The sequence below is a fragment of the Microbacterium protaetiae genome, assembly GCF_004135285.1.
GTDB lineage: Bacteria > Actinomycetota > Actinomycetes > Actinomycetales > Microbacteriaceae > Microbacterium > Microbacterium protaetiae.
In genome coordinates this window covers 367,246-393,163 of sequence record NZ_CP035494.1, presented here as the reverse complement: position 1 = coordinate 393,163, position 25,918 = coordinate 367,246, and the positions used below count along the sequence as shown (strand labels likewise).

Genomic DNA, 25,918 nt, shown 5'->3' with positions numbered 1-25,918 from the left:
CGTGCCGCGTCGTGAGGGAGTCTTATGGCTGAGAGTTCGCCGTCGTTGGTTGTTGTGAGTGCGCATGCGGGTGATTTCGTGTGGCGTGCGGGTGGTGCGATCGCGGCGGCCGCGCTGCGTGGTGAGCGGGCCACCGTGGTGTGCCTGTCTTACGGGGAGCGTGGCGAGTCGGCCAGTCAGTGGCTGGCGGGCAAGTCGTTGGAGGAGATAAAGGCGCTGCGCCGCGAGGAGGCGTCGGCTGCGGCATCCGCCCTGGGTGCGGATATCGAGTTCCTCGATCTGGGCGATTACCCGTTGCGAGAAAGCGATGAGGCGGTGGCCCAGCTGGTGGATGTGTATCGGCGCACGCAGCCGACGGTGGTGCTCACGCACACGCTGGTCGACCCGTACAACGGCGACCATCCGGCGGCGGCGCGGATGGCGTTGCAGGCGCGGGTGCTCGCGCAGGCGATCGGTGTGGCCAATTCGGACGGCTCGTATCCGTCACGTGAGCAGATCATCGGCGCCCCGCCGGTGTTCTTCTTCGAACCGCACCAGCCCGAGCAGTGCGATTTCCGGCCCAATGTGCTGCTGGACATCACCGACGCCTTCCCGCGCAAGCGTGCCGCGATGGAGTGTCTGCCGGCGCAGAAGCACATGTGGTCGTACTACACCGATCTCGCGGTGCGTCGCGGCGTGCAGGTCAAGCGCAACGCGGGCCCGAACCTGGGGCTTGCGCACGAGACCATGGGTGAGGCGTATGTGCGGTATTACCCGCAGGTGACCGGAGAGCTCGCATGAGCCCGGTGATCGTCACCGACATCGCCCGGGCGGACGCAGCCACCGTCGACGCGCTGGCCGTGCACGGGGTCGCCACCGTTCACGAGGCGATGGGCCGCACCGGCCTTGTCGGCACCGGGTTTTCGGGGATCGGGCTGCGTCCGATCCAGCAGGACGTGCGGGTCGCGGGAACGGCCGTGACAGTGCTCAGCCATCCCGGTGACAACCTGATGATCCACGCGGCCGTCGAGCAGTGCCGGTCCGGTGACCTGCTGGTGGTGGCCACGACCTCTCCCTCGACCGACGGCGCGTTCGGTGAGCTTTTCGCCACGGCGCTGCACGCCCGGGGCGTGCGCGGTCTGGTCACCACGACCGGTGTGCGTGACACGGCCGAGTTGCGTGCTCTCGGTTTTCCGGTGTGGGCCTCGGCGGTGTGCGCGCAGGGCACCGTGAAGAACACCCCCGGATCGATCAACGTGCCCGTCATCGTCGGTGGGGTGCTCATCCGGCCCGGCGACGTGGTCGTCGCCGACGATGACGGGGTGCTGTGCGTGCCCCGCACCGACGCGGCCCAAGCTCTGGCGGCATCCGATGCCCGGTTCGAGAAGGAAGAGGCAGACCGGGCCGCGTACGCGGGCGGGCAGTTGAGCCTGGACCGCAAAGGACTGCGCCCGACCCTCACCGACCTCGGCATCGTCTACATGACCCAACAGGAATACGATGCCGGCTGACCCGGCACGTGATGGGCTGCCGTGCATGCTGATGCGCGGCGGCACGTCGAAGGGCGCGTATTTCCTCGCCGACGACGTGCCCACCGACGCTGTCGAGCGCGACCTCCTCATGCTGCGGGTGATGGGCAGCCCTGACCCGACCCAGATCGATGGCATCGGCGGCGCGCACCCGCTCACCAGCAAGGTCGCTATCGTCTCGCCCTCTCGCGAGCCCGACGTCGATATCGACTATCTGTTCCTGCAGGTCGTGGTCGACGAGCCCGTCGTCAGCGACCGGCAGACCTGCGGCAACCTGCTGGCCGGTGTCGGCCCGTTCGCGCTCGAGCGCGGAATCATCCCGGCGACCGAGCCGACCACCAGCGTGCGGATCCGGCTGGTGAACACCGGCGATGTGGCTACGGCATCGTTCACCGTCACCGACGGGCGCCCGGACTATGACGGCGACGCGCGCATCGACGGGGTGCCCGGCACCGCGTGCCCCATCGAGCTGACCCTGGCCGGCTCCGGGCCGCTGCTGCCCACCGGGCATCCCTCCGACACCCTCGCCGGACACGGCGTGACCCTCGTCGACAACGGCATGCCCGTCGTGCTGATGGATGCCGCCGAGTTCGGCGTCACCGGCGACGAGAGCCCTGCCGAGCTCGAGGCCGACACGAGCCTGCACGCCCAGATCGAGAGCGTGCGTCGGGCTGCGGGCGAGCTGTTCGGACTCGGGGATGTCACAGATCAGACCGTGCCCAAGATGTTCCTGCTCGCCCCACCACGACACGGGGGAGCCATCGGCACCCGCGCGTTCATCCCGCACCGCGTGCACACCGCGATCGGCGTGCTGATGGCAGCATCCGTGGCCGCCGGCATCCGCATCCCCGGCGCCGTCGGCGCCGACCTTGCCCACCTCACCGACGACCACGACACCGTGCTCGAGCACCCCAGCGGCGCCTTCACCGCACGCGTCGAGGTGGGGCAGGATGTGGATGGGGTCTGGCGGGCGACATCATCGTCGTTGCGCACGGCCCGCAAGCTCTTCGACGGACGCGTCTTCGCGCGCCCCCGATTGTGATCGACTCAGTCAAGGAGGACCCATGGCACACCAGGAGAACTTCGATCTCGCGCACCTCGGCGCGATCGAGCTTTTCACACCCAAGTTCGAAGAGAGCCTGCATTTCTTCCGCGACATCTGCGCAATGCGCGAGGTCGCACGGGTGGGTGATTCGGCGTATCTGCGCTGCTGGGATGAGTACCAGCTGTACACGCTGAAGCTCACCGGCTCCGACACGAACGGCGTCGGTCGCACCCTCGTGCGCGCGACCAGCAACGACGCCCTGAACCGTCGTGTCGCCGCGATCGAGAAGGCAGGCCTCGGCCACGGCTGGCGTGACCCCGAGGTGGGCGTGGGCCGCTCGTACGAATTCGAAGACCCCGATGGGCACACCCTGGCGATCTACTACGACACCGAGCACTACGTGCCCGACGACGAGGATCGCCCCGCGCTGAAGAACCAGGCCTCGGCATTCCCCGGTCGCGGCATCAACGCGCGCCGCATGGACCACATCAACTATCTCGCCGCCGACGCGCACGCTGCCGGCGAATTCTGGCAGGACGTCATGATGGCGCGAGAGTCAGAGCGGGTGCGGATGGATGACGGGCACTTCTCGGCGCGGTGGTTCCGGTTCCACCAGAAGTCATACGATGTCGTCTACTCCGAGGACTGGACGGGTGAGCGTGGGCGCTTCCACCACTTCGCCTTCGCACCCGACAACCGCGAGGACATCCTCAAGGCCGCCGACATCTGCCTCGAGAACGGTATCTACATCGAGTACGGCCCGTACAAGCACGCCATCAACCAGACCTTCTTCCTGTACGTGTGGGAGCCCGGCGGCAACCGTATCGAGTTCGCCAATGCGCAGGCACGGCTGCTGGTCGACCCCGACTGGCCGGTCGTGGAGTGGAGTCAGGCCGAGCGCGCGAAGGGACAGGCGTGGGGCATGAAGACCGTCGCGACCTTCCACACGCACGGCACCCCGTTCGTCGAGAACCAGGAGGAGATCGACCGCCAGGCCCTCGCGGGGCACTGAGCCCGCTGCCCCGGGTCGTTGAGCGAGCGCAGCGAGTCGAAACGTTCCCGGTCGTTGAGCGAGCCGTAGGCGAGTCGAAACGGCGCACTGTTCCTGGTCGTTGAGCGAGCGCAGCGAGTCGAAACGGCGCACTGTTCCTGGTCGTTGAGCGAGCCGTAGGCGAGTCGAAACGGCGCCGTACGCTCTCGGGCTCAGGCCACCGGCGTCGCGAACCCGAGCGACGCATAAAGGGCATGAGCGGCAGGAGTCGTTCCCTCACCCACGCGCAGCGAGAGCGTCTCGTCGCCAGTGGCGGTGCAGGCGTCGATCGCCGCCTGCACGAGCGCGCGGCCATGCCCGTGGCCCTGCGCTGTGGGATCCACGAACAGATCGATCACGAAGGGGCCGGGCACGCCCTCATCCCAGATCGAGCGGGTGGTGACGAGAATCGCGCCGGTGACCTCTCCGTGGCGGTCGAGCGAGACGCCGCTCGCATCGAAACGTAGCGTCCCGTATGCGCCCGCGAATGTGGCATCCATCTCGGTCCGTGCGTCGGCGAGGTCGGCCGCGCCGATCTGCGCAGGATAGGCCGCAAGGTAGATGTCGGCGAGCCTGTCACGGTCTGTGGTCGCGACCGGACGGGTGGTGATGGATGCCGCAGCCGACGCGAGGCCGTGGGGCAGCGCGAGAACGCGCAGATCGTTCGTGCTCATGGGTTCCGTTCATTGAGATGAGGGCATGACGGTGCGCACCGCGGATACGATCGGTGCGTTGACTCAATGACGGAACATGCCTGCCAGCATGCCACATCTGGTCGTTTCGACTCGCCCGCGCTTCGCGTGGCCTCGCTCAACGACCGGCCCAGTTTGCCTCGGCCGCTGAGCGAGCGCAGCCAGTCAAAACGACCCCCCGGTCGTTGAACGAGCCGTAGACGACTCGAAACGGCGCCCTACGCGCTCGCCGGACGCTGGGCGGCTCGCGTCCTTGTTCTCCACCCGATGACTGCGTCGAAGCCTCCGTCGATCAGCGCTTGCCGCTTCGCGTGGCTCCATCCCTGGATGCGCTTCTCCCAGCCGAAGGCCTCGTCGATGCGATCGAACTGATTGCTCCACGCCAACTCGACCGGGAGCCGACGCCGAGTGTATGCGCTTCCGAGCCCTTGCTGATGCTGTTCGAGGCGTCTGGAGAGGTCGACGGTGCTACCGACATAGAACGTGCCGTCGGCGCAGCGCAGGATGTAGGTGAAGCCCGTCATTCACGGCACGGTAGTCGCGGGTTCGGACACTCGGAGCGTTTCGACTCGCCCGCGCTTCGCGCGGCCTCGCTCAACGAGCGGGACTGTCGGGCCCGCGGGCCCGACGCTCAGCCTCGCCGCTAGGGCGCGACGAACCGCCCCGCGTCGGAGTCGGCGGGCGCCTGCTCCTTGAGCTTGAAGTGCTGCTTCTTGCCGGTGGCGGTATACGGCAGCTCGGTGACGAACGCGTACCGGCGCGGGCGTTTGAAGTCGGCAAGGTGCACGCTCGAGCGCAAGAAGGCGTCGAGCTCGGATGCCGCGGCCGCGGCATCCGTCAGTTCCCCCTGCCGCGGCTGCACGTAAGCGACGACCAGCTCGCCCCATTCCGGGTCGGGCAGTCCGACCACTATCGAGTCGGCGACGCCGGCATGACCGGCCAGCACCTCTTCGACCTGCACCGGGTGCACATTCTCGCCACCCGAGATGATCATGTCGTCTTTGCGTCCGACGATCGTGACGATCTCGTCGTCGTCCCAGGTGGCCAGATCGCCCGGGTACACCCACCCGTCGCGGAACTTCTGCGCCTGCTCCTCGGGATTGCCCAGATACGCGTACCCCGACTTGGTCGAGCGCATGATGACCTCGCCGACCTCGGTGCCGTCCTTGGCCGCATATTCGTCGGGCGCCGACAGGCGATCGGGCTGCACTCGCACGACGGCGACGTCGTCGTCGAGGCACGCGCGCCCGGCCGCCCCCGCCGCGGCCGGCAGGTCGTCGGGGCGAAGATAGGTGTTCCAGAACGCCTCGGTCGTGCCGTATCCGTTGGCGATGCGCGCGGTGAGCACGCGCTGATAGCGCAGGGCAGCGTCGTGGCTGAGCGGTGCGCCCATGGTCACGATGCCGCGCAGGCTGGAAAGGTCGCGCGGTCGGGCCTCTTGTGCGTCGGCGAGCCGCTCGAGGTTCGTGGGGGCGCCGATCACGTAGGTCAGTGCGTACTGCTCGACTGAGTCCAGCACGAGGTCGGGGTCGAACTGGGGGAGTGTGACGACTTCGGCCCCCACGAAGAAGGCCGTGTTCGGTCCGGCGCAGTAGTTGCCGCCGCGATGGAACCACGGCGACATGTTCATCGTCTTGTCGGTGGGGCTCAGCGGAAAGTGCATCGTCACGTCATGCGCCGTGAGCATCTCGTTCAGGCTCGTCAGCGGCACCGCCTTCGGCATGCCGGTGGTGCCGCTCGTGTACAGCCGACTGGTCTCGTCCCACGTGCTGGCGCCTTCGGGAGCGTGGAAGGATGCCGCATCCGCGGCCAGCAGCTCGTCGAACGGGATGGCCCCGTCGATGAGCTCGCCGCCGACGGCGGCGATGACGCGCGGCCGGTGCGATGCGATCTTCAGCGCCTCGGCCGCATTGGCGGCATCCGTCCCGTCGTAGACGAACACCACGGGCTTGGCACCGTCGATGATATGGGCGGTCTCGGCCGGTGCCAGCCGAAAGTTCATCGGCGAGCTCACGGCCCGCAGCCCCTGCGCGGCGATGTACAGAAAAGCGAATTCGGGAGTGTTCTTCAGCTGGTAGCAGACGATGTCGCCGACGCCCACGCCATGCGCGCGCAGGCCGTCGACGAGGCGGCCGGTGGCCATTCCGAGTTCGGCATATGTCCACGAACGCCCACTGGGCGGATCGCTGAGCGCGGGCCGACGCGCGTAGCGGTGGGTATTGCGCGCGAAGGCGGCAGCCCAGGTGAAACTGCTCTCGAAGACCCGCTGCAGTTCGCTCGGGTCGTACTCGGTGTTTCCGGTCATCACTTCTCCTCCCGCGTTGGCGCCTCGTCGTCACCGTGTGTGGAGCGTGCGGGTGGTGTGCACGCGGCGGGTATCTGAGCGGATGAAGCGAGCTCAGGCGCGCATGCTCCCGACGACGGTGTGAGGCAGTGGTCAGCCTAGTGGTGCGCGAGGGGATGCCGCACCCATGGCTGCCGCGACACGATCACGCGGCTCACCGCCCGCCCGGACGAGGGCAGATCAGCCCCAGACATCCTCCGCGATCCGGACGACCGAGCGCACCTTGGCCCACTGCTCGTCTTCGGTGAGCGTGTTGCCTTCCTCGGTCGAGGCGAACCCGCACTGCGGGCTGAGCGCAAGCTGCTCGAGGGGGGCGAAGGCCGCGGCCTCATCGATGCGCCGCTTGATGTCGTCGGGGTTCTCCAACTGCCCCGACTTCGACGTCACCAGGCCCAGCACGACCCTCTTGTCGCCCTTGGGCAAGAAGCGCAGAGGCTCGAACCCGCCCGCGCGGTCGCTGTCGTACTCGAGGAAGTAGCCGTCATACTGCACGACATCCAGCAGCTGCTCGGCAACCGGCTCGTAGCCGCCCGACGAGATCCACGTCGAGCGGAAGTTGCCGCGGCACACGTGCGTTGTCACGGTGAGGTCGTCGGGCTTGCCGGCCAGCACGCGGTTGAGGATGTCGGCGTAGCGCTCGGCGATGCCGTCGACCTCGATGCCACGGGCGGCGGCCTTGTCGAGCTCGACCTGGCTGCACAAGTACGCCCAGGCGGTGTCATCGAGCTGCAGGTAGCGCGCGCCGGCGTCGTAGAACGCGGCGATGGCGTCGCGGTAGGCCTGCACCAGGTCGTCGACGATGGCATCGCGGCCGTCGTAGGCCCCGCCGATGTGTCCCGGTTCGAGGCGGAAGTCGAGCACGGTCGGCGAGGGGATGGTGAACTTCGGCGTCGCGCCGGTGCGCGCGGCCAGTTCTGCGACCGACCGGAAGTGATCGACGAAGGGATGCCGCGGGTCGAACCGGATCGGGCCCGAGATCCCGACGCCCCGCGACTTGGTCTGCACCCCCTGGAACTGAATGCCGTGGTCGAGCTCGACGATGTCGACGCCGCCCAGATATCCGAAGAAGTCGAAGTGCCACCACGAGCGGCGGAACTCGCCGTCGGTGGCGACCGCGAGGCCGGCATCGGCCTCCTTCTGCACGAGATCGGCGATCGCCGCGTCTTCGACCTTCCGCAGGCCCTCGTCGTCGAGGACTCCTTCGAGGTGGCGGGCGCGGGCGTCCTTGAGAGCGGCAGGACGGAGGAAACTGCCGACGATGTCGGCGCGATACGGGGGAGTGGTCACCGAGCGATGCTATCCCGGACGGCCGGGCCGCAGCATCCCTTCTGTCATAGGGAGTCATCGCGAACGTCGGATGCCGCGGTTAGAGTGGTGCGGTGCCCGCTGAAGTGATCCGTGCAGCGAACCTCGTCAAGACCTACAAGGTCAAGGGAAAGCCCGATTTCCGGGCCGTCGACGACCTCAGCTTCGAGGTCGCGCCCGGCGAGTCGTTCGGTCTGCTCGGTCCCAACGGCGCCGGCAAGTCGACGACGATGAAGATGATCGGGGCGGTGTCCACACGTACTTCGGGCGACCTCGAGATCTTGGGGCTCGACCCGAATCGGTACGGGCCCGAGATCCGGTCGCGGCTTGGTGTCGTGCCGCAAGACGACAACCTCGACGGTGAGCTCAACGCGCGCGAGAACCTGTATGTGTACGGCCGCTATTTCGGCATGCCCGGCAAGGAATGCGCGCGCAAGGCCGATGAGCTGCTGGCGTTCGCCCAGCTCGAAGACAAGGCCAAGAACAAGGTCGACCAGCTCTCAGGCGGCATGAAGCGGCGGCTGACGATTGCGCGCGGGCTGATCAACGACCCCCGCATCCTCTTGCTCGACGAGCCCACCACGGGCCTCGACCCGCAGGCGCGGCACATCCTGTGGGATCGCCTGTTCCGGCTCAAGGAACGCGGCACCACCCTGGTGCTGACCACGCACTACATGGACGAAGCCGAGCAATTGTGCGACCGGCTCATCGTGGTCGACCAGGGGCGCATCATGGCGCAGGGCACTCCGGCCTCGCTCATCCGCGAGCATTCCAGCCGCGAGGTGCTCGAGGTGCGCTTCGGCTCGAGCCGCAACGAAGAGGTCGCCCCACGACTTGCGGGCATCGGCGATCGCGTCGAGGTGCTGCCCGACCGCATTCTCATCTACGCGTCCGACGGCGAAGCGGCGCTCGACCGTGTCACGGCGGCCGGCCTCGAACCGCTGACAAGCCTGGTGAGGCGCTCGAGCCTCGAAGACGTCTTCTTGCGGCTGACCGGAAGGTCGCTGATCGAATGACCCCTCGACCGGCTCAGGGAGGACCGGATGCCGGGGCCACGACGCATCCCACTCTCGATGAATTGCGCGCCGAAGCGCTCGCGGGCGGGCGGCTGCCCCGCCGCTACGGCAGTTGGTACGCGACCGAGCACATGCTGCGCGCGATGCGCGCCTACGGCTGGACGATCGTCGTGGGCGCCCTCGGACAACCGCTCGTCTACCTTTTCGGCCTCGCGATCGGGCTGGCCGCGCTCATCCAGCAGCAGATTCCGGTCTCCGGCGGCGGCACCGTGTCGTATCTCGTCTTCGTCGCACCGGCACTGTTGATGACCGCGACGATCGCCGTGGCCTCCGAGGAGTTCACGTATCCCGTGATGGCCGGCTTCAAGTGGCGGCGCTACTTCTATGGGTTCAACGCCTCACCCTTGTCGTCGCCGCAGATCGCCAACGGGGTGATCGTGGCGGCGTCGGCACGCATGCTCTTCGCAGCGGGCGCCTACTACCTCTTCATCTGGGGCTTCGGAGCCGTGCTGCCGATCGTGACGGTTCCCGCACCGGCGACCGCGTGGATCTCGGTGGTCATCGGCATGCTGGCCGGCTGGTCGTTCGGAATGCCGCTGCTGGCATACGCCGCGTCGCTCGAAGAAGACACCGGCCAGTTCGCACTGGTGCAGCGGTTCGTCTTCATGCCGATGTTCCTGTTCTCGGGCACGTTCTTTCCGCTGGCGAATCTGCCGATCTGGTTGCAGTGGATCGGTTGGATCTCGCCGCTGTGGCACGCGACCGAATTGGGGCGCATGGCCAGCTTCGGGCAGCCGGTCGATGCTGTTCTGCTCGTGGTGCATGTCGTGTATCTGCTCGTTCTCTCGATCGGCGGATACCTGCTGGCCCGCCGCATCTTCACGCGAAGGCTCGCGAAATGACAGCCGTCGTTGATGAGATCGAAGCCGACCAGCGCCGTGGCGGGGTGCGGGCGCTGTGGTCGGGCAACCCATGGGCGGTTGTACAGCGTGGGCTGATCGCGGCGCGCTCGTCGAGCTGGGTCGTGATCTTGTCGGGGTTCTTCGAGCCGGTCTTCTACCTGGCCTCGATGGGGCTCGGGCTGCAGAGCCTGGTCGGCGACGTGCAGACCTCGGCCGGTCTGAGCGTGCCCTACGCCGCCTTCATCGCCCCGGCGCTGCTGGCGGTGTCGGCGATGAACGGTGCCATCTACGACTCGACGTGGAACGTGTTCTTCAAGCTGAACTACGGCAAGCTCTACGAGGGCATGCTGGCCACGTCGCTGGGCCCGCTCGATGTCGCCTTCGGCGAGATCCTGTACGCGCTGCTGCGCGGGCTGCTCTACGCCTGCGGGTTCATGATCATCATGCAGGTGTTCGGGCTGAACCTGGCCCCCACAGCGATCCTGGCGCTGCCGGCCGTACTGCTGGTGGCCTTCGGCTTCGCGAGTCTGGGCATGGCCGTCACCAGCTATATGAAGACGTTCCAGCACATGGACTGGATAAACATCGTGCTGCTGCCGATGTTCCTGTTCTCGGCGACGCTGTACCCGATCTCGGTCTACCCCGACTGGATTCAGTCGATCATCATGGCCTTTCCGCTCTGGCACGGGGTCGAGCTGATCAGGGCCCTGACCACCGGGTCGATCGGCGGCGCGATGGTCTGGCACATCCTGTACTACGTAGTGATGATCGCCGTCGGCCTGGTGTTCACCACCAAGCGCCTGCGCGCCCTGTTCCTGGACTGACGGCGCACCGCGGCGCGCTGCCGCTGCCCCGCTCGCCTGCGTGATCCCGCGCCCCGCCGCGCTCGCCTGCCCCGCCGCGCTCGCCTGCCCCGCCGCGCTCGCCTGCCCCGCCCGCCGCTGAATCCCGCGCCGTTCGCGTGCCCCGCGTGATCCCGCGCCCCGCCGCTGGTTCCCGCGCCGTTCGCGTGCCCCGACCGCCGCTGAATCCCGCGCCGTTCGCGTGCCCCGCGTGATCCCGCGCCCCGCCCCGCCGCGGAGTCCCGCGCCGCGCGCTCTCCCGCTGCCGTGTGCAACAACTCAGTCTGCGAGCTGCTGGGATGCTCGTTGTCCCCTGTAATCGCGCGGCTCGTCGCACCCGGCCGGCGCTGTCAGACGGAGTTGTTGCACGCCGGGGCTCGGCCGTGCAAGGGCTTGGCCATGCTCGTGCTTGAGCACGTGTGGGCTCAGGCGCGCCCGTCGCCGCTGGTTCCCGCCTCCGTGTCCGTCGCCGCGGAATCCCTCGCCGCGCGCTCTCCCGCTGCGGTGTGCAACAACTCAGTCTGCGAGTTGCGGGGGATGGTCGTTGTTCCCTGTAATCGCGCGGGTCGTCGCCCCCGGCCGGTGCTGTCAGACTGAGTTGTTGCACGCCGGGATTCGGCCGTACAAGGGCTCGGCCATGACCGTGCTTGAGCACGTGCGGGCTCAGGCGCGCCCGCCGCCGCTGGTTCCCGCCGCCGTGTCCGTCGCCGCGGAGTCCCGCGCCGCGCGCCGCGCGCTCTCCCGCTGCCGTGTGCAACAACTCAGTCTGCGAGCTGCGGGGGCGGTCGTTGTTCCCTGTATCCGCGCGGGTCGTCGCCCCCAGCCGGCGCTGTCAGGCTGAGTTGTTGCACGCTGGTGTCGTCCACGCAGGGGCCCGGCTATGCAGGAGCTCGGCCACGCAAGGGTCCGGCCATGCTCGTGCTTGCGCACGTGCGAGCTCGGGCTCTCCCGCCGCCGTTGAATCCCGCCGCCGTGTCTGTCGCCGCTGAATCCCGCGCCGCGCCGCGCGCTCTCCCGCTGCGGTGTGCAACAACTCAGTCTGCGAGTTGCGGGGGTGCCCCTATGTCTTTCGTCAAGTCATTCGGCTGCTCGCTTGTAGGGTTGCCAGGTGAGTGTGATTGTTCGAATTGTCGAGCCCGGTGACCAGAGCGCATGGGCAGAGCTCTATGCGGGGTATCGCGCGTTCTATCGACTTCCCGACGACCCAGTGGCCGTATCGACGACCTGGCAGTGGGTGCGCGACGGCGAACACGGGCTCGTCGGGCTCGTCACGGTAGACGATGACAACGTCCCAATCGCTTTGGCGAACGTTCGTTGGTTCGCTCGCCCCTCATCGGCGACGATGGGGCTCTATCTCGACGATCTCTTCACCGCCCCCGAGGCGCGCGGTAGCGGTGCGGCCAGCGCGTTGCTCAAGCACGCGGCTGAGCTTGCGGGGGAAGGCGGCGGCAGTGTTGTGCGGTGGATCACCGCCGCTGACAACGCGACGGCCCGATCCGTGTATGACACGCATGCCGCGGCGACGCCCTGGGTGACATACGACATGAAGCCCACCGCCTGACCGGGCAAGAGTTCAGGCGGCGATCACTCTGTCGGCGGGCGCCTGGTAAAGCGTTCCGTCGCGGAGCATGGCGTAGAGGACATCGGAGCGGCGTCTGGCGAGGGCGATGAGGGCCTGGTTGTGGCGTTTGCCTTGGGCGATCTTGCGGTCGTAGTAGGCGCGCGACTCCGGGTCTCTGAGTGCGGCGAACGCGGAGAGGAACATGGCCCGCTTCAGGATCTTGTTCCCGCGCCGGGACCGATGCTCGCCGCGGATCGAGGTGCCCGAGCGGCGGGTGACGGGTGCGAGGCCGGCGTAGGCGGCGAGGTGCCCGGCGGTCGGGAAGGTCTTCGTGGTGACTTCGGTGAGGAGTCGGGCCGCGGTCCTGACGCCGACTCCGGGCATGCTCGTCAGGACCGGCTGAAGAGGGTGCTGCTCGACGATCTTCTCGACCTCGACGGCGATCTCGTCCCGCTGCCGGCGCAGTGCGGCGAGCTGCTCCGCCAGCCGCGGCAGCACAAGAGTTGTGGCATCGGTGCCCGCGACCACGACAGTCTGCTCACCGAGGGCGCGCGTTCTTCAGCAGCCGGTTCCCGATCCGCTTCTCACCCGCTGATCTCATCGCTGCAGGCGACGGGTAGTGCTGCAACAGGTCGAGCATCGCGGGATGGTCCAGGCGCGGTCCGATGACGCGCTCGAGGGCGGGTGGATCTGGGTGAGCAAGCCCCGGATGCGGTTGGAGACTTGGGTGATCTGCCCGGCGAGGTCGTCATCGAAGCCGCAGAGCATGCTCAGCTCCGCAACCTGCTCGTCCGCGACCTGGATGGACCGGAGCGTGTGCGGCATCGTCCGTGCGGTCTCGGCGATGATCGCGGCATCCCTCGCGTCGGTCTTCGCCTCTCCCGGGTGCAGATCGGCGATGCGGCGCATCGCCAGCCCGGGAAGGTAGCCGACCAGCGCCCCGCAAGCCTGCGCGACGGCGACCGGCAGCGCGCCGATCGTCGCGGGCTGATCCACGACCAGCAGTACCGTGCCGTGCGTCGCGAGCTGGTCGAGCACCGCCCGCAGTCGGCGTTCGTCGTTCGGCAATGGTCTGTCGAACAGCCGCTTGCCGGTCCGGTCGAGGGCGACGGCGTGGTGTTCGCCCTTGCCGACGTCGAGCCCGACGTACACGTCGACCTCGTCGTATCTGTCGATGCTGGTGACCACGTTGCCTCCGTTCGCTCGCGACGGCGTCCGCGACGGTGCGTCTCGGCATCCACGTTACGAACGGCCTCGAGCGCGCTCGGGTCCAGCCCCTATCAGCGATCACACACCGCCAACCAGGCCCGGTGACAACACCCCCCGGATCATCAAGGACAGGGGGCAGCAATCATGCCGGGCCCGGCAGGCCGTCACCACCCAGCATGGTCGCCGAGCGGGTCACGAAGAAAGTAACGGGGTGGTCGTTGTTCCCTGTAATCGCGCGGGTCGTCGCCCCCGGCCGGTGCTGTCAAACTGAGTTGTTGCACGCCGGGATTCGGCCGTACAAGGGCTCGGCCATGACCGTGCTTGAGCACGTGCGGGCTCAGGCGCGCCCGCCGCCGCTGGTTCCCGCCGCCGCTGGTTCCCGCCGCCGTGTCCGTCGCCGCGGAGTCCCGCGCCGCGCGCCGCGCGCTCTCCCGCTGCCGTGTGCAACAACCCAGTCTGCGAGCTGCGGGAGCAGTCGTTGTTCCCTGCAATCGCGCGGCTCGCCGCCCCCGGCCTGCGCTGTCAGACTGAGTTGTTGCACGCCGGGGTCCGGCCGTGCAAGGGCTCGGCCGTGCTCGTGCTTGAGCACGTGTGGGCTCAGGCGCGCCCGTCGCCGCTGGTTCCCGCCTCCGTGTCCGTCGCCGCGGAATCCCTCGCCGCGCGCTCTCCCGCTGCCGCGTGCAACAACTCAGTCTGCGAGCTGCGGGGCGGTCTTTGCTCCCTGTATTAGCGCGGGTCGTCGCACCCGGCCGGCGCTGTCAGACTGAGTTGTTGCACGCAGGGGTCGTCCACGCGGGGGCTCGGCCATGCAAGGGCCCGGCCATGCAAGGGCCCGGCCATGCTCGTGCGTGAGCACGCGTGGGCTGACGCGCTCCCGTCGCCGCAAAATCCCGCTGCCGCGTGCAACAACTCAGTCTGCGGGCTGCGGGAGCATTCGTTGTTCCGTGTAATCGCGTGGCTCGCCGCCCCCGGCCGGTGCTGTCAGACGGAGTTGTTTCACGCAGGGGCTCGGGCCCGGGCTCAGCCACGCACGGGCTCCGGCACGCGTCGGCACGGCTCGCCGCGAGACCCGGAACCTTCAGGATGACGTAAGCTCGAGGGTATGGACACCCTGATGAGCATCCTGCACGTCGCCACCGCCGTCTTCATCGTCGGCCCGATGGCGATCATTCCGATGACAGGTCTGCGGGCTCTGCGCTCGGGCAGCGCCACGCAGGTGAACTCCCTGGCGACGTCGACGTCGGTCTTCTCGTGGCTGTCGCTGCTGACCTTCGTCTTCGGTTTTGGAGCGATGGGGATGGCCCCGGCGCAGTACAATCTGAGCTTTGCGACCCCGTGGATCCTCTGGTCGATCATTGCGTACGCGATAGCGTTCCTGCTGACCGTCTTCGTGGTGGTACCGCAGATGCGCAAGGCGGCGGTGCAGTTCGCGGCAAGTGGCACTGAAGCCGCCGGCAAGCCTGCCGGCAAGCCTGCCGGTTACGGCGCCATCGCCGGCAGCAGCGGTATTGCCACGCTGTTGCTGGTCGTGGTCGTCGTGCTGATGATCTGGAAGCCCTGACCCGGGGTACGACAGGTCGGGCGGCTCAGGAAGCGAATTCGCGCAGCACCGTCACCATGCGCAGCGCCGCCTGGGCTGCCTCGCCGCCCTTGTCCTCCTGAGAGCCTTCGAGCCCGGCCCGGTCGAGGCCCTGCTGTTCGTCGTCGAGCGTCAACACGCCGAAACCGACCGGCTTGCCGGCATCGAGTGCCACGCGGTTGAGCCCGTCGGTGGTCGCCTGCGAGACGTACTCGAAGTGCGGGGTGCCCCCGCGGATGATGACGCCCAGTGCGACCACGGCGTCGGCGCCGCCTGCGAACGCCGCCTGCGCAGCCAGGGCGAGCTCGAACGAACCTGGCACGCGTACCACGCGGTGCTGCGCGCCGGCCGCATCGAGCGCACGCTGCGCTCCGGCGATGAGCCCATCGGTGATCGCCTGGTGCCAGGTGCCCGCGACGATCACGACGTGGGCGTCGCGTCCATCGATGTCGTAGGGCGCCCGGGGCGCTCCGGTTCCGCTCACGCTTTTGCTCCTTCGTGTTCTCCGTCGCCGTCGGCGGCCTGCATCTCGTGCAGTGCCTCTTCGAGGTCGTCGGCGTCGATGATGTGCCCCATCTTGTCGCGCTTGGTCTGCAGATACTGGTGGTTGTTCGGGCCTACACCCACCAACAGCGGCACCTGCTCGACGATGTCGAGGCCAAGGTCACGCAGCTGCGTCACCTTGTCGGTGTTGTTCGTCAGCAGTCGCACCTTCTGCACGCCGAGATCGGCGAGGATGCCGGCGGCGGCCGCGTAGTCGCGTGCGTCGGCGGGCAGCCCCAGGGCGAGGTTGGCGTCGACGGTGTCGAGACCGCCCTCCTGCAGGCTGTAGGCGCGCAGCTTGTTGATCAGGCCGATGCCGCGGCCCTCGTGCCCGCGCATGTAGATCACGACACCGCCGGCGACGTCGATGGCGTCGAGTGCAGCCTGCAGCTGCGGTCCGCACTCGCATTTGAGCGAGCCGAAGGCCTCGCCGGTCAGGCACTCCGAGTGCACGCGCACCAGAGGTGCCTCGATGGCGCTGAGATCGCCCGAGACCACCGCCAGATGATCGGTGCCCGTGGTGCGGTCCTTATAAGCGAGAAAGCGGAAGCCCCCGTGCGAGGTCGGCACGTTCGCCTCGGCACGCAGGCTGACCAGGCGGCGGTGCACGACCGGTTCAGGACGCGGATCGTGCTCTTCGAGATACGCGATCAGCTGCTCGATGGTGATCACCGGAACGCCCTCGCGCTCACCCATCTCGATCAGGCCCGGCAGTCGCATCATGCTGCCGTCTTCGGCCACGACTTCGCCGATCGCCCCGACCGGCGCGAGGCCGGCCAACCGCATCAGGTCGACGGCGGCCTCGGTGTGCCCGCTGCGTTCGCGCACGCCGCCGTCCACCGCCCGAAGCGGCAGCACGTGGCCGGGGCGGATGACCGACGTCGGCGTTGAATCGGGATCGGCCAGCACGTTCAGCGTGTGCGCGCGGTCGGCGGCGCTGATCCCCGTCGAGATGCGGTCGGCGGCATCCACACTCACCGTGTACGCGGTGCCCCGGGAGTCTTCATTGTGCGCGACCATCGGTGGCAGATCGAGCCGTTCGGCCCACTCCACCGGCATCGGCGCGCACAGGTATCCGCTCGAGTAGCGGATCGTCCACGCCAGCCATTCGGGCGTGGCCAGCTGCGCCGACAGGATGACGTCGCCCTCGTTCTCGCGGTTCTCGTCGTCGGCGACCAGAACCGGGCGACCGGCGCGCAGACTCTCCAGCGCCTCCGGGATGGTGGACAGGCTCATGCGAGCCTCCCTTCTTCAGAAGTGGATGCCGCGTCGCGGCCGTCACCGGCCGTGAAAGCGAGCAGACGCCGCACGTGGCGGGCCAGGATGTCGGTCTCGAGGTTGACGCGATCGCCGGGCGCACGCTCACCGAGCGTGGTGGCGGTCAGCGTCTCGGGAATGAGCGACACTTCGAACCACGCGGCAGCGGCGTCGGCGGGAGACGCCGCGCTGACGGTAAGCGAGACGCCGTCGACGGCGATCGAGCCCTTGTCGACCACGAGGTCGGCCAGATCGCCGGGAAGGCCGATGCGCAGCACCCGCCACTGGTCGCCGGGGCGCACCTCGAGCACCTGGCCGGTGCCGTCGATGTGGCCCTGCACGATGTGCCCGCCCAGCCGCGCGTGCGCGGCGAGGGCCCGCTCGACGTTGACGCGCCGCCCGGCGGCGACATCGTCGAGCGTGGACATGTCGAGGGTCTGCTTCATGACGTCGGCGGTGAACCAATCGTCGCCGCGGTCGACGACGGTCAGGCACACGCCCGAGATCGCGATGGAGTCGCCGTGCCCGGCGTCAGAGACCGCGGTCGGGGCCTGCACGGTCAGGCGCACGCCCTCGCCCGCGGGCGTGACGGCGGTGATGCTGCCTACCTCTTCGATGATTCCGGTGAACATCAGGTCTCCTTCTCGGTCGTAGAGTCAGGCGCCGCGGGTTCGGTCTCGGTCGTTGAGTCAGGCGCCGCGTCGAAACGCCCCGCCGCCGTCACCGGCTGCGCGATCACCAGCAGGTCGTCGCCGAGCTTCTCGACGGTGACCACCCTCAGTCGCGGGGCGTCTGCGAGCGTGGGCACCCCGATGTCGGTGAGCGCGAGGCGATCTCCACCCAGCAGCACGGGGGCGATGTAGGCGAGCACTTCGTCCGCGAGGCCCGCGCGCACGACGGCGCTGGCGACCGTAGGCCCGCCTTCGATGAACAGCCGCTGGATGCCGCGGTCGCGCAACTCGCGCACGGCGGTGTCGAGCCGGTCGAAGAAGATCGGCTCGTGCGGGTGGCGCCGGATGGCGGCATCCCGCGGCACCTCCCGGGTGCCCAGCACCACCGGAAGCGGCTGGTGCTCGTACAGGGTGCCGTCGCCCCGTCGCGCGGTCAGCGCTGGGTCATCGGCGAGCACGGTGCCGGTGCCGACGAGGATAGCGTCGGTGGCCGCGCGCCGCTCGTGCACATCGGCGCGGGCAGCGGGCCCGGTGATCCACTGGCTGGAGCCGTCGGATGCCGCCGCGCGGCCATCGAGGCTCTGCGCCCACTTGACGGTGATGAACGGGCGGCCCAGCCGCACCGAGACCAGCCAGTCGTCGATGAGCGCGACGCCCTCTTCGGCGAGAAGACCGGCCGCGACATCCACGCCCGCAGCCCGGAGGCGGGCGGCACCGCCACCGGAGTGCACTCCCGGGTCTTCTGCGCTGAACACGACGCGTGCGACGCCGGCTTCGATCAGCGCGAGCGCGCAGGGTCCGGTGCGTCCGGTGTGATTGCACGGTTCCAGAGTGACGACGATGGTCGCCCCGCGTGCGGCGTCGGCCGGCAGGTGCGAGAGAGCGTCGACCTCGGCGTGTGCGGTGCCGGCGCCGCGATGCCAGCCTTCGGCGATGACGGAGCCGGCGGGCGAAAGGACGACCGCTCCCACCTGCGGATTCACTCCTCGCGGGCCGCGCCGAGCGAGCTCGAAGGCGCGCCGCATGGCGTCGCGCTCGGCTCGACTGACCGACATCCGCTCTCCTCGCTGTCTGGCTCCGGAGGCGTGCGGCCGGCGGCACACGGCGCGTGCGCTGGCTCGTGCTGCCTCCCATCCGGACTAGCGATGGCCACCCATCGCATCACCGTCGGTTCCGGATTTCCACCGGATCAGCCGCCGTCATCCTCTCGGATGCCGCAGCTCGCGGACTATCACCGCCGGTTCGGATTCTCACCGACCCCGGAGCACGTTTACGGCTCCGAGTCTACCCAACGCACAGCACGCCTGCGCATTCCCGAGGAATCGGCGCGGGCGGCCGAAGGCGCCGCGTGCGTCGCCTAGCCTGGGATCGGGGAAGGGGAGCAGATGCAGGTCACGCTCGACGGCGACGGCTTTGCCGCGCTCGCCGCCCGCCCGTACGCCGACGTGCTCATCATCGGCGGCGGTATCAACGGGATCGCCGCCTTCCGCGACCTGGCGATGCAGGGCCTGGACGTCGCGCTGGTCGAACGTGCCGACTACGCGAGTGGCGCGAGCGCGGCATCCAGCCACATGATCCACGGCGGCATCCGCTACCTCGAAAACGGCGAGTTCCGGCTCGTGCACGAGGCCGTCACAGAACGCAACATGCTGCTGCGCACCGCCCCGCACTACGTCAAACCGTTGCAGACCACGATTCCTATCTTCTCGACGTTCTCGGGCGTGCTTTCGGCGCCGCTGCGGTTTCTGCGGCACGGCGCCGGACGCCCGCGCGAGCGCGGCGCGGCGCTGATAAAGATCGGGCTCGAGATCTACGACTCGTTCTCCCGCGGCGGCGGGCAGGTGCCGCGCCACACCTTCCACGGCCGGCGTGCCTCGCTGCGCGCGCTGCCGCAGCTCAACCCCGACGTGAAGTACACCGCTACATACTGGGACGCCTCACTGCGCGACCCCGAGCGTCTCGCCCTGGATGTGCTGCGCGACGGCGTGGCCGAGGGGAGGGATGCCGCAGCCCGCGGTCGCGCGGGGGTGGATGCCGCTGTCCCATCGATCGCGCAGGCGAGCGCGGCCGCGCGCGCTCGCGCGGCGAACTACACCGCCGCGGTCGGCGTCGACGACGGCCGTGTCGTGCTGCGCGATGTCGACTCCGCGCAGGAGGTGCGCTTCGCGGCATCCGTCGTCGTGAACGCGACCGGGCCGTGGACCGATCTGACCAACGCCGCCCTGCACGAGCCGACCCGGTATATGGGCGGCACGAAGGGCTCGCATATCGTGCTGGATAATCCTGAGCTGTTGGCGGCCACCGGCGGACGCGAGCTGTTCTTCGAGCACAGCGATGGGCGCATCGTGCTGATCTATCCCCTGCGGGGGCGTGTGTTGGTGGGCACCACCGATCTCGAACACGACATGACCACCCCCGTCGTGTGCACCGACGAAGAGGTCGACTACTTCCTCGGGCTCGTCGCGCATGTGCTGCCCGGTGTGCCCGTGGACCGCGAGCAGATCGTGTACCGATACGCGGGTGTGCGGCCGCTGCCCGGGCATGGCGATCTCGCACCGGGATTCGTCTCGCGCGATTACCGCATCGAGTCGGCCCGGCTGCCCGGCGATGTCGTGATCCTGAGCCTGGTCGGGGGCAAGTGGACGACGTTCCGCGCCTCGGCCGAGCACCTCGCCGATCACGCGCTGACCGCACTGGCCTGGCCGCGCCGCCGCTCCACGCGCGGGGTCGCCATCGGCGGCGGGCGAGGATACCCGACCACCGAGCGCGCCCGCCGGCAGTGGGTGGCCGAACACGACGTGGGGCTCGGTGCGGCGCGGGTCGGTGTGCTGCTGGCCCGGTACGGCACCGTGGCGGCGCAGGTCGTGGCCGCCATTGGCGCCGACCCCGACGACGCGCCGCTGTCGTCGGCCCCCGATTTCAGCACCGGCGAGCTGCGCCACCTTGCGCAGACCGAGGCCGTACACCACCTCGAAGATCTGCTGCTGCGTCGTACGGTGCTGGCCTTCACCGGCCGTGCCGGCGAAGACGTCGCGCGCGAGGTGGCCGCGGTGGTCGCGCCCGTGCGCGGCTGGGATGCGGCCACCATCGACGCCGAGGTCGCTCGGGCGCTGGCCGCGGTGCGTGCGGCGGTGCCCGCAGGAGTCGCCGCCTGAGGCTCGCCCTCTTGCAGGTGCCTCGCCCGCCTGCGCTCACGCGGTAGCGTGGCACGACGGCATCCCGAACCCACGGCGAGGAGGCAGCGTGGCCGAGAATGTTCTGGCGATCGACCAGGGGACCACCTCGACCCGGGCGATAGTGTTCGATGCGGCGGGGCAGATCGTGGCATCCGCACAGCGGGAGCACGAGCAGATCTTCCCGCACGCCGGCTGGGTCGAGCACGACCCGGTCGAGATCTGGACGAACACGCAGTGGGTCGTCTCGGCGGCGCTGTCGCGCGCTCGATTGTCGGCGCGGGATGTCGCCGGTATCGGCATCACGAATCAGCGCGAGACGGCGATCCTGTGGGATCGGCGCACCGGCCGTCCGATCGGCAACGCCATCGTGTGGCAGGACACCCGCACGCAGGAGAGCATCGATGCGCTGGCCGCGCAGCACCCCGACGGCACGCAGCGCTTCGCCGAGCTGACCGGGCTGCCGCTGGCGACGTACTTCTCGGCGTCGAAGGTGGCGTGGATGCTGCGCCACATCCCCGGCGCGCGCGAAGCGGCCGAGGCGGGCGATGTGCTGTTCGGCACGCCCGACACGTGGGTGATCTGGAACCTCACGGGCGGCAGCAGCGGCGGCATCCACGTCACCGACGTCACGAACGCGTCGCGCACCCTTCTGATGGATCTGCGCACGCTGGACTGGTCGGACGAGATGCTGCGGGTGTGGGACATCCCGCGGGCGATGTTGCCAGAGATCCGCTCGTCGTCGCAGATCGTCGGCGACGCCGTGCTGCCGACGGTGGCCCGCGGCATCCCGATCGCAGGAATCCTCGGTGATCAGCAGGCCGCGACCTTCGGGCAGGCTGCGTTCGATGCCGGCGAGTCGAAGAACACCTATGGCACAGGGAACTTCCTCATCGTGAACACGGGGGAGCGGATCGTACGCAGCGAGCACGGTCTGATCACCACGGTCGCTTACCGGTGCGGTGACGACCCCGCGCGATATGCGGTCGAGGGCTCGATAGCGGTCACCGGGTCGCTCGTGCAGTGGCTGCGCGACAACCTGGGCATCATCGCGCGGTCGCAGGATGTCGAGACGCTGGCGGCCAGTGTCGATGACAACGGCGGCGCGTACTTCGTGCCCGCTTTCTCGGGACTGTTCGCTCCCTACTGGCGTCCCGACGCGCGAGGTGCGCTGGTCGGACTGACCCGTTACGTGACAAAGGCACACATCGCCCGGGCCGCCCTGGAGTCGACAGCTTTCCAGACCCGCGATGTGATCGACGCGGTCGTCGCCGACACCGGGCGCGCGCTGCCCGATCTGCGCGTGGACGGCGGGATGACCCGCGACGACCTGCTCATGCAGTTCCAGGCCGACATTCTCGGGATCCCCGTCGTGCGGCCGAAGGTCGTCGAGACCACAGCGCTGGGCGCGGCATACGCGGCCGGTCTGGCCACGGGGGTGTGGACCGGGTTCGACCAGCTGCGCGCGCTGTGGCGAGAAGATCGTCGCTTCGAACCCGCGATGGGTCACGACGAGCGCGAGCGCCGCTTTCGGATGTGGCGCAAGGCCGTGTCGAAGTCGCTGGACTGGGTCGATGACGACGCACGCACCCTGATGGGCACGCACGACGCGTGATCGCGGTCATCCGGCGCGTGATCGCGGGTACCCGGTGCGTGACCGCGGCCACGCGGTCCGTGATCGCGGCTACGCGGTGCGTGATCGCGGCGGCCGGGCGCGTGACTCCGGTTCCTCGGTGCGTGATCGCGGCTACTTGAGCAGTCGCGACAGCCGTCGGTCGGCGAGAAGCTTTCCGCCGGTCTGGCACGTCGGACAGTACTCCAGGCTGTTGTCGGCGAAAAATACGCTGCGCACGGTGTCGCCGCACACCGGGCAGGCTTCGCCGCGCCTTCCGTGCACGCGCATGCCGCGCCGCTTGGCGTCTTTGAGATCGGCCGGAGGCTTGCCGGATGCCTGGGCCACGGCATCCCGCAGCGTCTCGATCATCGCCGCGTACAGCCGGTTGACGTCATCGTCGGTCAGGTTCGCCGCCAGCGTGTAGGGCGACATCTTCGCCGCGTGGAGAATCTCGTCGGAGTACGCATTGCCGATCCCGGCGATCACCGCCTGGTCGCGCAGCAGTCCTTTGATCTGCGTGCGCTTGCCGGTCAGCAACGTGCCGAACGTCGCACGGGTGAAGCCCGGCTCGAGCGGGTCGGGGCCCAGCCGGGCGATGCCCGGAACATCTGCCGGGTCGCGCACCACATACACCGCGAGGGACTTCTTGGTGCCGGCCTCGGTGAGATCGAATCCCGAGCCGTCCGACAGCGCGATGCGCAGTGCTATCGGAGTGCGGCCGGGTTTGATGATCGTCGAGGGAAGTGCGTCGTACCAGCGCAGCCAGCCGGCCTTCGCGAGGTGGAACACCAGATGTGCGGTGCCTGTCGCGACGTCGACGAACTTGCCGTGTCTGCTGACACCGGAGATCGAGGCCCCGCGCAGGGCGTCGACCGGCGGGTCGTACGTCTTCAGAGCGGCGATCGCGGCGACCGAGACGCGGGTGATCTCAAGCCCCGTGATGCGCCCGTCGAGGAACTCGACCAGTCCCTGCACCTCCGGCATCTCGGGCATGGGCCCATCCTGCCATGAGGTGCCGACGTCGTGGTGGGTCCCCGGTCTTCAGAGCACCGGCCACTCGGTGACCGTGCGGTCGTCGTCGCGCAGCAGACCGGCGATCCAGCCGTCGTGCCGGCCGCGCGAGTCGGAGAGCGCTTGTCGCAGCATCCCCTCGTATCGGAATCCCAACCGGCGCGCCGCCCGCGCCGACGGGATGTTGCCCACGACCGCCCGCCATTCGATGCGGGCGAGCGTCAACTCCTCGAAACCGTAGTCGACGACGGCGCGCGCGGCTTCGGTCAGCAGTCCCTGCCCACGTGCGGATGCGGCCATCCAGTATCCGATCTCGGCGGCGCCGCCGCTCTGCAGGTGGGCCAGCCCGATCATGCCGACCCAGGCGCCGTCGTGGCGGATCGCCCAGTTCAGCTGCGAGCCCTCCGCAGTCCAGCGCGCCGCGCGCGCGATGAAGTCGACGGCGTCATCGAGCGAGTACGGCGAGGGGAGGGTGGTCCAGCGTGGCACCTCGGGGTCGGCCGCCGCAGCCGTGATCGCCTCGGCATCGCCAGGCCTCGGCAGCGACAGCTCAAGGCGTGCGGTGCGCAGCGTGACCGGTTCCATCAGGAAAGGGTACCGCTCGCGCGCTCCGCCCCCGGCTCGGCCCACTTCACCCCGGCCTGCTTCACCCCGGCCTGCTTCACCCCGCCCTGCTTCACCCCGGCCGCCTCGTCCTGCTTCACCCCGCCCTGCCTCGTCCTGCCTCGCCTCGTCCTGCCTCGTCCTGCTTCACCCCGCCCTGCCTCGTCCTGCCTCGTCCTGCTTCACCCCGCCCTGCCTCGTCCTGCCACGCCTCGGCCGGGCCCTGTGTGCAGCAACTCAGTCTGGCTCTCCGCGTTCAAGACCGCCAGCCGCGGAATATCGCGGGACCCGCACCTGGCCTGGCGCTCCCAGACTGAGTTGGTGTACACGTGGCGCGCTTTCGGAGGCGTCGCGTTGCGGCCACGGCGCTGCTCCGGTCTTCCCTGCCTGCCTCGCCTCGGCCGCCTCGGCCGGGCCCTGTGTGCAGCAACTCAGTCTGGCTCTCCGCGTTCAAGACCGCCAGCCGCGGAATCTCGCGGGACCCGCGCCTGGCCTGGCGCTCCCAGACTGAGTTGGTGTACGCGTGGCGTGCTTTCGGGGGCGTCGCGTTGCGGCCACCGCGTTGCTCCGGTCTTCCCTGCCTGCCTCGCCTCGGCCGCCTCGCCCGGGCCCTGCGTGCAGCAACTCAGTCTCACGCTCAGAGTCCAAGACCGCCAGCCGCGGAATATCGCGGGACCCGCGCCTGGCCTGGCGCTCCCAGACTGAGTTGGTGTACGCGTGGCGCGCTTTCGGAGGCGTCGCGTTGCGGCCACCGCGCTGCTCCGGTCTTCCCTGCCCGCTTCGCCTCTGCAGCCTGGCCCGCCCTGGCCCGCCCCGGCCCGCACCACCCCTGTGTGCAATAACTCAGTCTGGCGCTCAGACTCCGAGACCGCCAGCCGCGGAATGTCGTGGGACCCGCGCCTGGCCTGGCGCTCCCAGACTGAGTTGGTGTACGCGTGGCGTGCGCTCCCCGCCGGCGCGTGGCAGCGCCTCGCGGCGCACCTCCGTGACGAGAGTTGTGCCCCGCTCGGCGTTTCCTCCCCAGCCGGGGCTGTAGCCCGACTTATCCACAGATTGCAGATGGGGGCCCTGCGCACCCACCGTCATCTCGCACGATCGAGGCATGGATGAGGAAAGCTTCAAAGTGAAATGGGACGCGGCGACCCGTGCTGAGATCCTTGCCGAGGGAATGTCTCGGCGTGGCCTGGAAGCCGCGGTGCGCAGTGGCGAGCTGGTCAGGGCGCGGCGCGATCATTATGTCGCAGCCGCAACGCCGCGCGCCGTGCTCCAAGCCGTGCGGATCGGCGGCCGCCTGACCTGCCTCTCCCTCCTCCAGCTCCTGGGCGTCTTCGTCTTCGCATGCGACACGCTTCACGTGCACATTCCGCGTGGCGCGAGCCGGCTGCGGTCGCCGAGAAACCGCGCGAAGCCGCTGCGCAGAGGCAGCAAGCGCGGCGCTCGCTTGCATTGGAGTCCGCTCGCTCGTGACGAAGGTGGCACATCTGCCTGTGTTGGCGTCATCGATGCTCTCATCCACTCGGTGCTCTGTCAGCAGGCGAGGCACGCGGTTGCCACCCTGGACAGCGCGCTCAACAAAGGCATGATCACCGCGCTCGACCTCGCAGAGATCTTTCACGCACTGCCCGCGAAATTCGCGGTGCTGCAGACACTCGTGGATGCGCGTGCGCAATCAGGGCCGGAGACCCTCGTGCGCCTGATGCTTCGCGGGCTGGGATGCCACGTGGACCTTCAAGTGGCCTTCGAACAGGTGGGCTTCGTCGACATGGTCGTCGATCGATGGCTCGTGATCGAGTGCGATAGCAAGGCGTTCCACTCGACGTGGGAGGCGCAGCTGGAGGACTACCGCCGCGACGGGATCCTGGCGTCGTACGGATATTGCGTTTTTCGGATCGCCGCCGAAGACATCCTCTACCGCCCGGAGCAGGTCCTCGCCTCACTTCGGGGACTTGTCGCGACCCGGCGCACCCTGCGCTGAGTGATCCATCCGCGCTGGTCTTCAGACTGCCCCGTGC

Annotated in this window: 22 protein-coding genes, 1 pseudogene and 1 riboswitch; of the genes and pseudogenes, 12 read left to right on the top strand and 11 right to left on the bottom strand. The window is 68.8% G+C overall.

The window, feature by feature from the left end:
* Positions 1-24: 24 nt before the first annotated feature.
* From ET475_RS01810 to ET475_RS01795, 4 genes are read left to right on the top strand one after another with little or no spacing between them, the layout of a single operon-like run.
* On the top strand, positions 25-780 hold the full coding sequence (locus ET475_RS01810) for a PIG-L deacetylase family protein (RefSeq protein ID WP_129385468.1): 756 nt from the start codon (positions 25-27) through the stop codon (positions 778-780).
* Entirely contained in the window at positions 777-1,490 is a 714-nt protein-coding gene (locus tag ET475_RS01805) for a 4-carboxy-4-hydroxy-2-oxoadipate aldolase/oxaloacetate decarboxylase (protein ID WP_129385466.1), read from the top strand. Before ET475_RS01810 ends, ET475_RS01805 begins: the two co-directional genes overlap by 4 nt.
* Positions 1,491-1,515: 25 nt before the next feature.
* Positions 1,516-2,550 (top strand): 4-oxalomesaconate tautomerase, encoded by a 1,035-nt coding sequence (locus ET475_RS01800; protein WP_242497725.1) that lies wholly within the window; start codon positions 1,516-1,518, stop codon positions 2,548-2,550.
* 22 nt (positions 2,551-2,572) lie between these two features.
* Positions 2,573-3,565, top strand: coding sequence for a VOC family protein (locus ET475_RS01795; protein WP_129385462.1), 993 nt, complete (start codon positions 2,573-2,575; stop codon positions 3,563-3,565).
* 191 nt (positions 3,566-3,756) lie between these two features.
* On the opposite strand, the gene ET475_RS01790 is transcribed toward ET475_RS01795, so the two are convergent.
* The 4 genes from ET475_RS01790 to ET475_RS01775 all read right to left on the bottom strand — a co-directional run bounded on the left by ET475_RS01790 (position 3,757) and on the right by ET475_RS01775 (position 7,906).
* Complete coding sequence (locus tag ET475_RS01790; RefSeq protein WP_129385460.1) at positions 3,757-4,257, bottom strand: GNAT family N-acetyltransferase; 501 nt, start codon at positions 4,255-4,257, stop codon at positions 3,757-3,759.
* Between the two features lie 236 nt (positions 4,258-4,493).
* Positions 4,494-4,799, bottom strand: a complete 306-nt coding sequence (locus ET475_RS01785; RefSeq protein WP_129385458.1) for a GIY-YIG nuclease family protein — start codon at positions 4,797-4,799, stop codon at positions 4,494-4,496.
* A gap of 119 nt (positions 4,800-4,918) precedes the next feature.
* Positions 4,919-6,580, bottom strand: a complete 1,662-nt coding sequence (locus tag ET475_RS01780; RefSeq protein ID WP_129385456.1) for a class I adenylate-forming enzyme family protein — start codon at positions 6,578-6,580, stop codon at positions 4,919-4,921.
* A 219-nt stretch (positions 6,581-6,799) separates the two neighbouring features.
* Positions 6,800-7,906 carry a 5-methyltetrahydropteroyltriglutamate--homocysteine S-methyltransferase gene (locus tag ET475_RS01775; RefSeq protein WP_129385454.1) on the bottom strand — a complete coding sequence of 369 codons (1,107 nt, stop codon included), beginning with the start codon at positions 7,904-7,906 and terminating at the stop codon, positions 6,800-6,802.
* 92 nt (positions 7,907-7,998) lie between these two features.
* Between ET475_RS01775 and ET475_RS01770 the strand changes: the two genes are divergently transcribed.
* From ET475_RS01770 to ET475_RS01755, 4 genes are all read left to right on the top strand, one after another.
* The gene (locus tag ET475_RS01770) at positions 7,999-8,940 is read left to right on the top strand and encodes an ABC transporter ATP-binding protein (protein ID WP_129385452.1); all 942 of its coding nucleotides are present in this window, start codon (positions 7,999-8,001) and stop codon (positions 8,938-8,940) included.
* Complete coding sequence (locus ET475_RS01765; protein ID WP_129385450.1) at positions 8,937-9,842, top strand: ABC transporter permease; 906 nt, start codon at positions 8,937-8,939, stop codon at positions 9,840-9,842. Before ET475_RS01770 ends, ET475_RS01765 begins: the two co-directional genes overlap by 4 nt.
* On the top strand, positions 9,839-10,666 hold the full coding sequence (locus ET475_RS01760) for an ABC transporter permease (RefSeq protein WP_129385448.1): 828 nt from the start codon (positions 9,839-9,841) through the stop codon (positions 10,664-10,666). Before ET475_RS01765 ends, ET475_RS01760 begins: the two co-directional genes overlap by 4 nt.
* Before the next feature lie 1,126 nt (positions 10,667-11,792).
* Entirely contained in the window at positions 11,793-12,245 is a 453-nt protein-coding gene (locus tag ET475_RS01755; protein ID WP_207205386.1) for a GNAT family N-acetyltransferase, read from the top strand.
* 12 nt (positions 12,246-12,257) lie between these two features.
* Here ET475_RS01755 and ET475_RS01750 read toward each other — a convergent pair.
* Positions 12,258-13,433 (bottom strand): annotated as a pseudogene (locus ET475_RS01750) (IS110 family RNA-guided transposase).
* A 1,123-nt stretch (positions 13,434-14,556) separates the two neighbouring features.
* Between ET475_RS01750 and ET475_RS01745 the strand changes: the two are divergent.
* Positions 14,557-15,015 carry a DUF2269 family protein gene (locus ET475_RS01745; RefSeq protein ID WP_129385446.1) on the top strand — a complete coding sequence of 153 codons (459 nt, stop codon included), beginning with the start codon at positions 14,557-14,559 and terminating at the stop codon, positions 15,013-15,015.
* Between the two features lie 25 nt (positions 15,016-15,040).
* On the opposite strand, the gene ribH is transcribed toward ET475_RS01745, so the two are convergent.
* Genes ribH through ribD form a run of 4 tightly spaced genes read right to left on the bottom strand, consistent with a single transcriptional unit; the run spans position 15,041 to position 18,559 of the window.
* Entirely contained in the window at positions 15,041-15,517 is a 477-nt protein-coding gene (ribH, locus tag ET475_RS01740; RefSeq protein ID WP_129385444.1) for a 6,7-dimethyl-8-ribityllumazine synthase, read from the bottom strand.
* The gene (ribA, locus tag ET475_RS01735) at positions 15,514-16,812 is read right to left on the bottom strand and encodes a GTP cyclohydrolase II (RefSeq protein WP_129385442.1); all 1,299 of its coding nucleotides are present in this window, start codon (positions 16,810-16,812) and stop codon (positions 15,514-15,516) included. Before ribA ends, ribH begins: the two co-directional genes overlap by 4 nt.
* Positions 16,809-17,465: a riboflavin synthase gene (locus ET475_RS01730; protein WP_129385440.1), complete on the bottom strand. Its 657-nt coding sequence runs from the start codon at positions 17,463-17,465 to the stop codon at positions 16,809-16,811. The genes ribA and ET475_RS01730 overlap by 4 nt, the downstream gene beginning before the upstream one ends.
* Positions 17,465-18,559 (bottom strand): bifunctional diaminohydroxyphosphoribosylaminopyrimidine deaminase/5-amino-6-(5-phosphoribosylamino)uracil reductase RibD, encoded by a 1,095-nt coding sequence (gene ribD, locus ET475_RS01725; protein WP_129385438.1) that lies wholly within the window; start codon positions 18,557-18,559, stop codon positions 17,465-17,467. Before ribD ends, ET475_RS01730 begins: the two co-directional genes overlap by 1 nt.
* A 62-nt stretch (positions 18,560-18,621) precedes the next feature.
* Positions 18,622-18,775: riboswitch (FMN riboswitch) on the bottom strand.
* A gap of 114 nt (positions 18,776-18,889) precedes the next feature.
* Between ribD and ET475_RS01720 the strand changes: the two genes are divergently transcribed.
* Together ET475_RS01720 and glpK are read left to right on the top strand one after the other, a co-directional pair.
* Positions 18,890-20,659 carry a glycerol-3-phosphate dehydrogenase/oxidase gene (locus ET475_RS01720; protein ID WP_129385436.1) on the top strand — a complete coding sequence of 590 codons (1,770 nt, stop codon included), beginning with the start codon at positions 18,890-18,892 and terminating at the stop codon, positions 20,657-20,659.
* An 88-nt stretch (positions 20,660-20,747) separates the two neighbouring features.
* Entirely contained in the window at positions 20,748-22,292 is a 1,545-nt protein-coding gene (gene glpK / locus ET475_RS01715; RefSeq protein WP_207205385.1) for a glycerol kinase GlpK, read from the top strand.
* A 132-nt stretch (positions 22,293-22,424) separates the two neighbouring features.
* Here glpK and ET475_RS01710 read toward each other — a convergent pair whose 3' ends face one another.
* Together ET475_RS01710 and ET475_RS01705 are read right to left on the bottom strand one after the other, a co-directional pair.
* Positions 22,425-23,285: an Fpg/Nei family DNA glycosylase gene (locus ET475_RS01710; protein WP_129385432.1), complete on the bottom strand. Its 861-nt coding sequence runs from the start codon at positions 23,283-23,285 to the stop codon at positions 22,425-22,427.
* 48 nt (positions 23,286-23,333) lie between these two features.
* Entirely contained in the window at positions 23,334-23,888 is a 555-nt protein-coding gene (locus tag ET475_RS01705) for a GNAT family N-acetyltransferase (RefSeq protein ID WP_129385430.1), read from the bottom strand.
* Between the two features lie 1,120 nt (positions 23,889-25,008).
* Here ET475_RS01705 and ET475_RS01700 point away from each other — a divergent pair.
* Positions 25,009-25,881, top strand: a complete 873-nt coding sequence (locus ET475_RS01700; protein ID WP_129385428.1) for an endonuclease domain-containing protein — start codon at positions 25,009-25,011, stop codon at positions 25,879-25,881.
* Positions 25,882-25,918 lie beyond the last annotated feature (37 nt).

Bases quoted from the DNA above. Each gene is read 5' to 3' on its own strand.
- ET475_RS01760 (WP_129385448.1), top strand. From the start codon at position 9,839: ATGACAGCCGTCGTTGATGAGATCGAAGCCGACCAGCGCCGTGGCGGG.
- ET475_RS01810 (WP_129385468.1), top strand. From the start codon at position 25: ATGGCTGAGAGTTCGCCGTCGTTGGTTGTTGTGAGTGCGCATGCGGGT.
- ET475_RS01795 (WP_129385462.1), top strand. From the start codon at position 2,573: ATGGCACACCAGGAGAACTTCGATCTCGCGCACCTCGGCGCGATCGAG.
- ET475_RS01705 (WP_129385430.1), bottom strand. From the start codon at position 23,888: ATGGAACCGGTCACGCTGCGCACCGCACGCCTTGAGCTGTCGCTGCCG.
- ET475_RS01790 (WP_129385460.1), bottom strand. From the start codon at position 4,257: ATGAGCACGAACGATCTGCGCGTTCTCGCGCTGCCCCACGGCCTCGCG.
- ET475_RS01765 (WP_129385450.1), top strand. From the start codon at position 8,937: ATGACCCCTCGACCGGCTCAGGGAGGACCGGATGCCGGGGCCACGACG.
- ET475_RS01780 (WP_129385456.1), bottom strand. From the start codon at position 6,580: ATGACCGGAAACACCGAGTACGACCCGAGCGAACTGCAGCGGGTCTTC.
- ET475_RS01730 (WP_129385440.1), bottom strand. From the start codon at position 17,465: ATGTTCACCGGAATCATCGAAGAGGTAGGCAGCATCACCGCCGTCACG.
- ET475_RS01800 (WP_242497725.1), top strand. From the start codon at position 1,516: ATGCTGATGCGCGGCGGCACGTCGAAGGGCGCGTATTTCCTCGCCGAC.
- ET475_RS01745 (WP_129385446.1), top strand. From the start codon at position 14,557: ATGGACACCCTGATGAGCATCCTGCACGTCGCCACCGCCGTCTTCATC.
- ET475_RS01710 (WP_129385432.1), bottom strand. From the start codon at position 23,285: ATGCCCGAGATGCCGGAGGTGCAGGGACTGGTCGAGTTCCTCGACGGG.
- ET475_RS01785 (WP_129385458.1), bottom strand. From the start codon at position 4,799: ATGACGGGCTTCACCTACATCCTGCGCTGCGCCGACGGCACGTTCTAT.
- ribD (WP_129385438.1), bottom strand. From the start codon at position 18,559: ATGTCGGTCAGTCGAGCCGAGCGCGACGCCATGCGGCGCGCCTTCGAG.
- ET475_RS01720 (WP_129385436.1), top strand. From the start codon at position 18,890: ATGCAGGTCACGCTCGACGGCGACGGCTTTGCCGCGCTCGCCGCCCGC.
- ribA (WP_129385442.1), bottom strand. From the start codon at position 16,812: ATGAGCCTGTCCACCATCCCGGAGGCGCTGGAGAGTCTGCGCGCCGGT.
- ET475_RS01700 (WP_129385428.1), top strand. From the start codon at position 25,009: ATGGATGAGGAAAGCTTCAAAGTGAAATGGGACGCGGCGACCCGTGCT.
- ET475_RS01805 (WP_129385466.1), top strand. From the start codon at position 777: ATGAGCCCGGTGATCGTCACCGACATCGCCCGGGCGGACGCAGCCACC.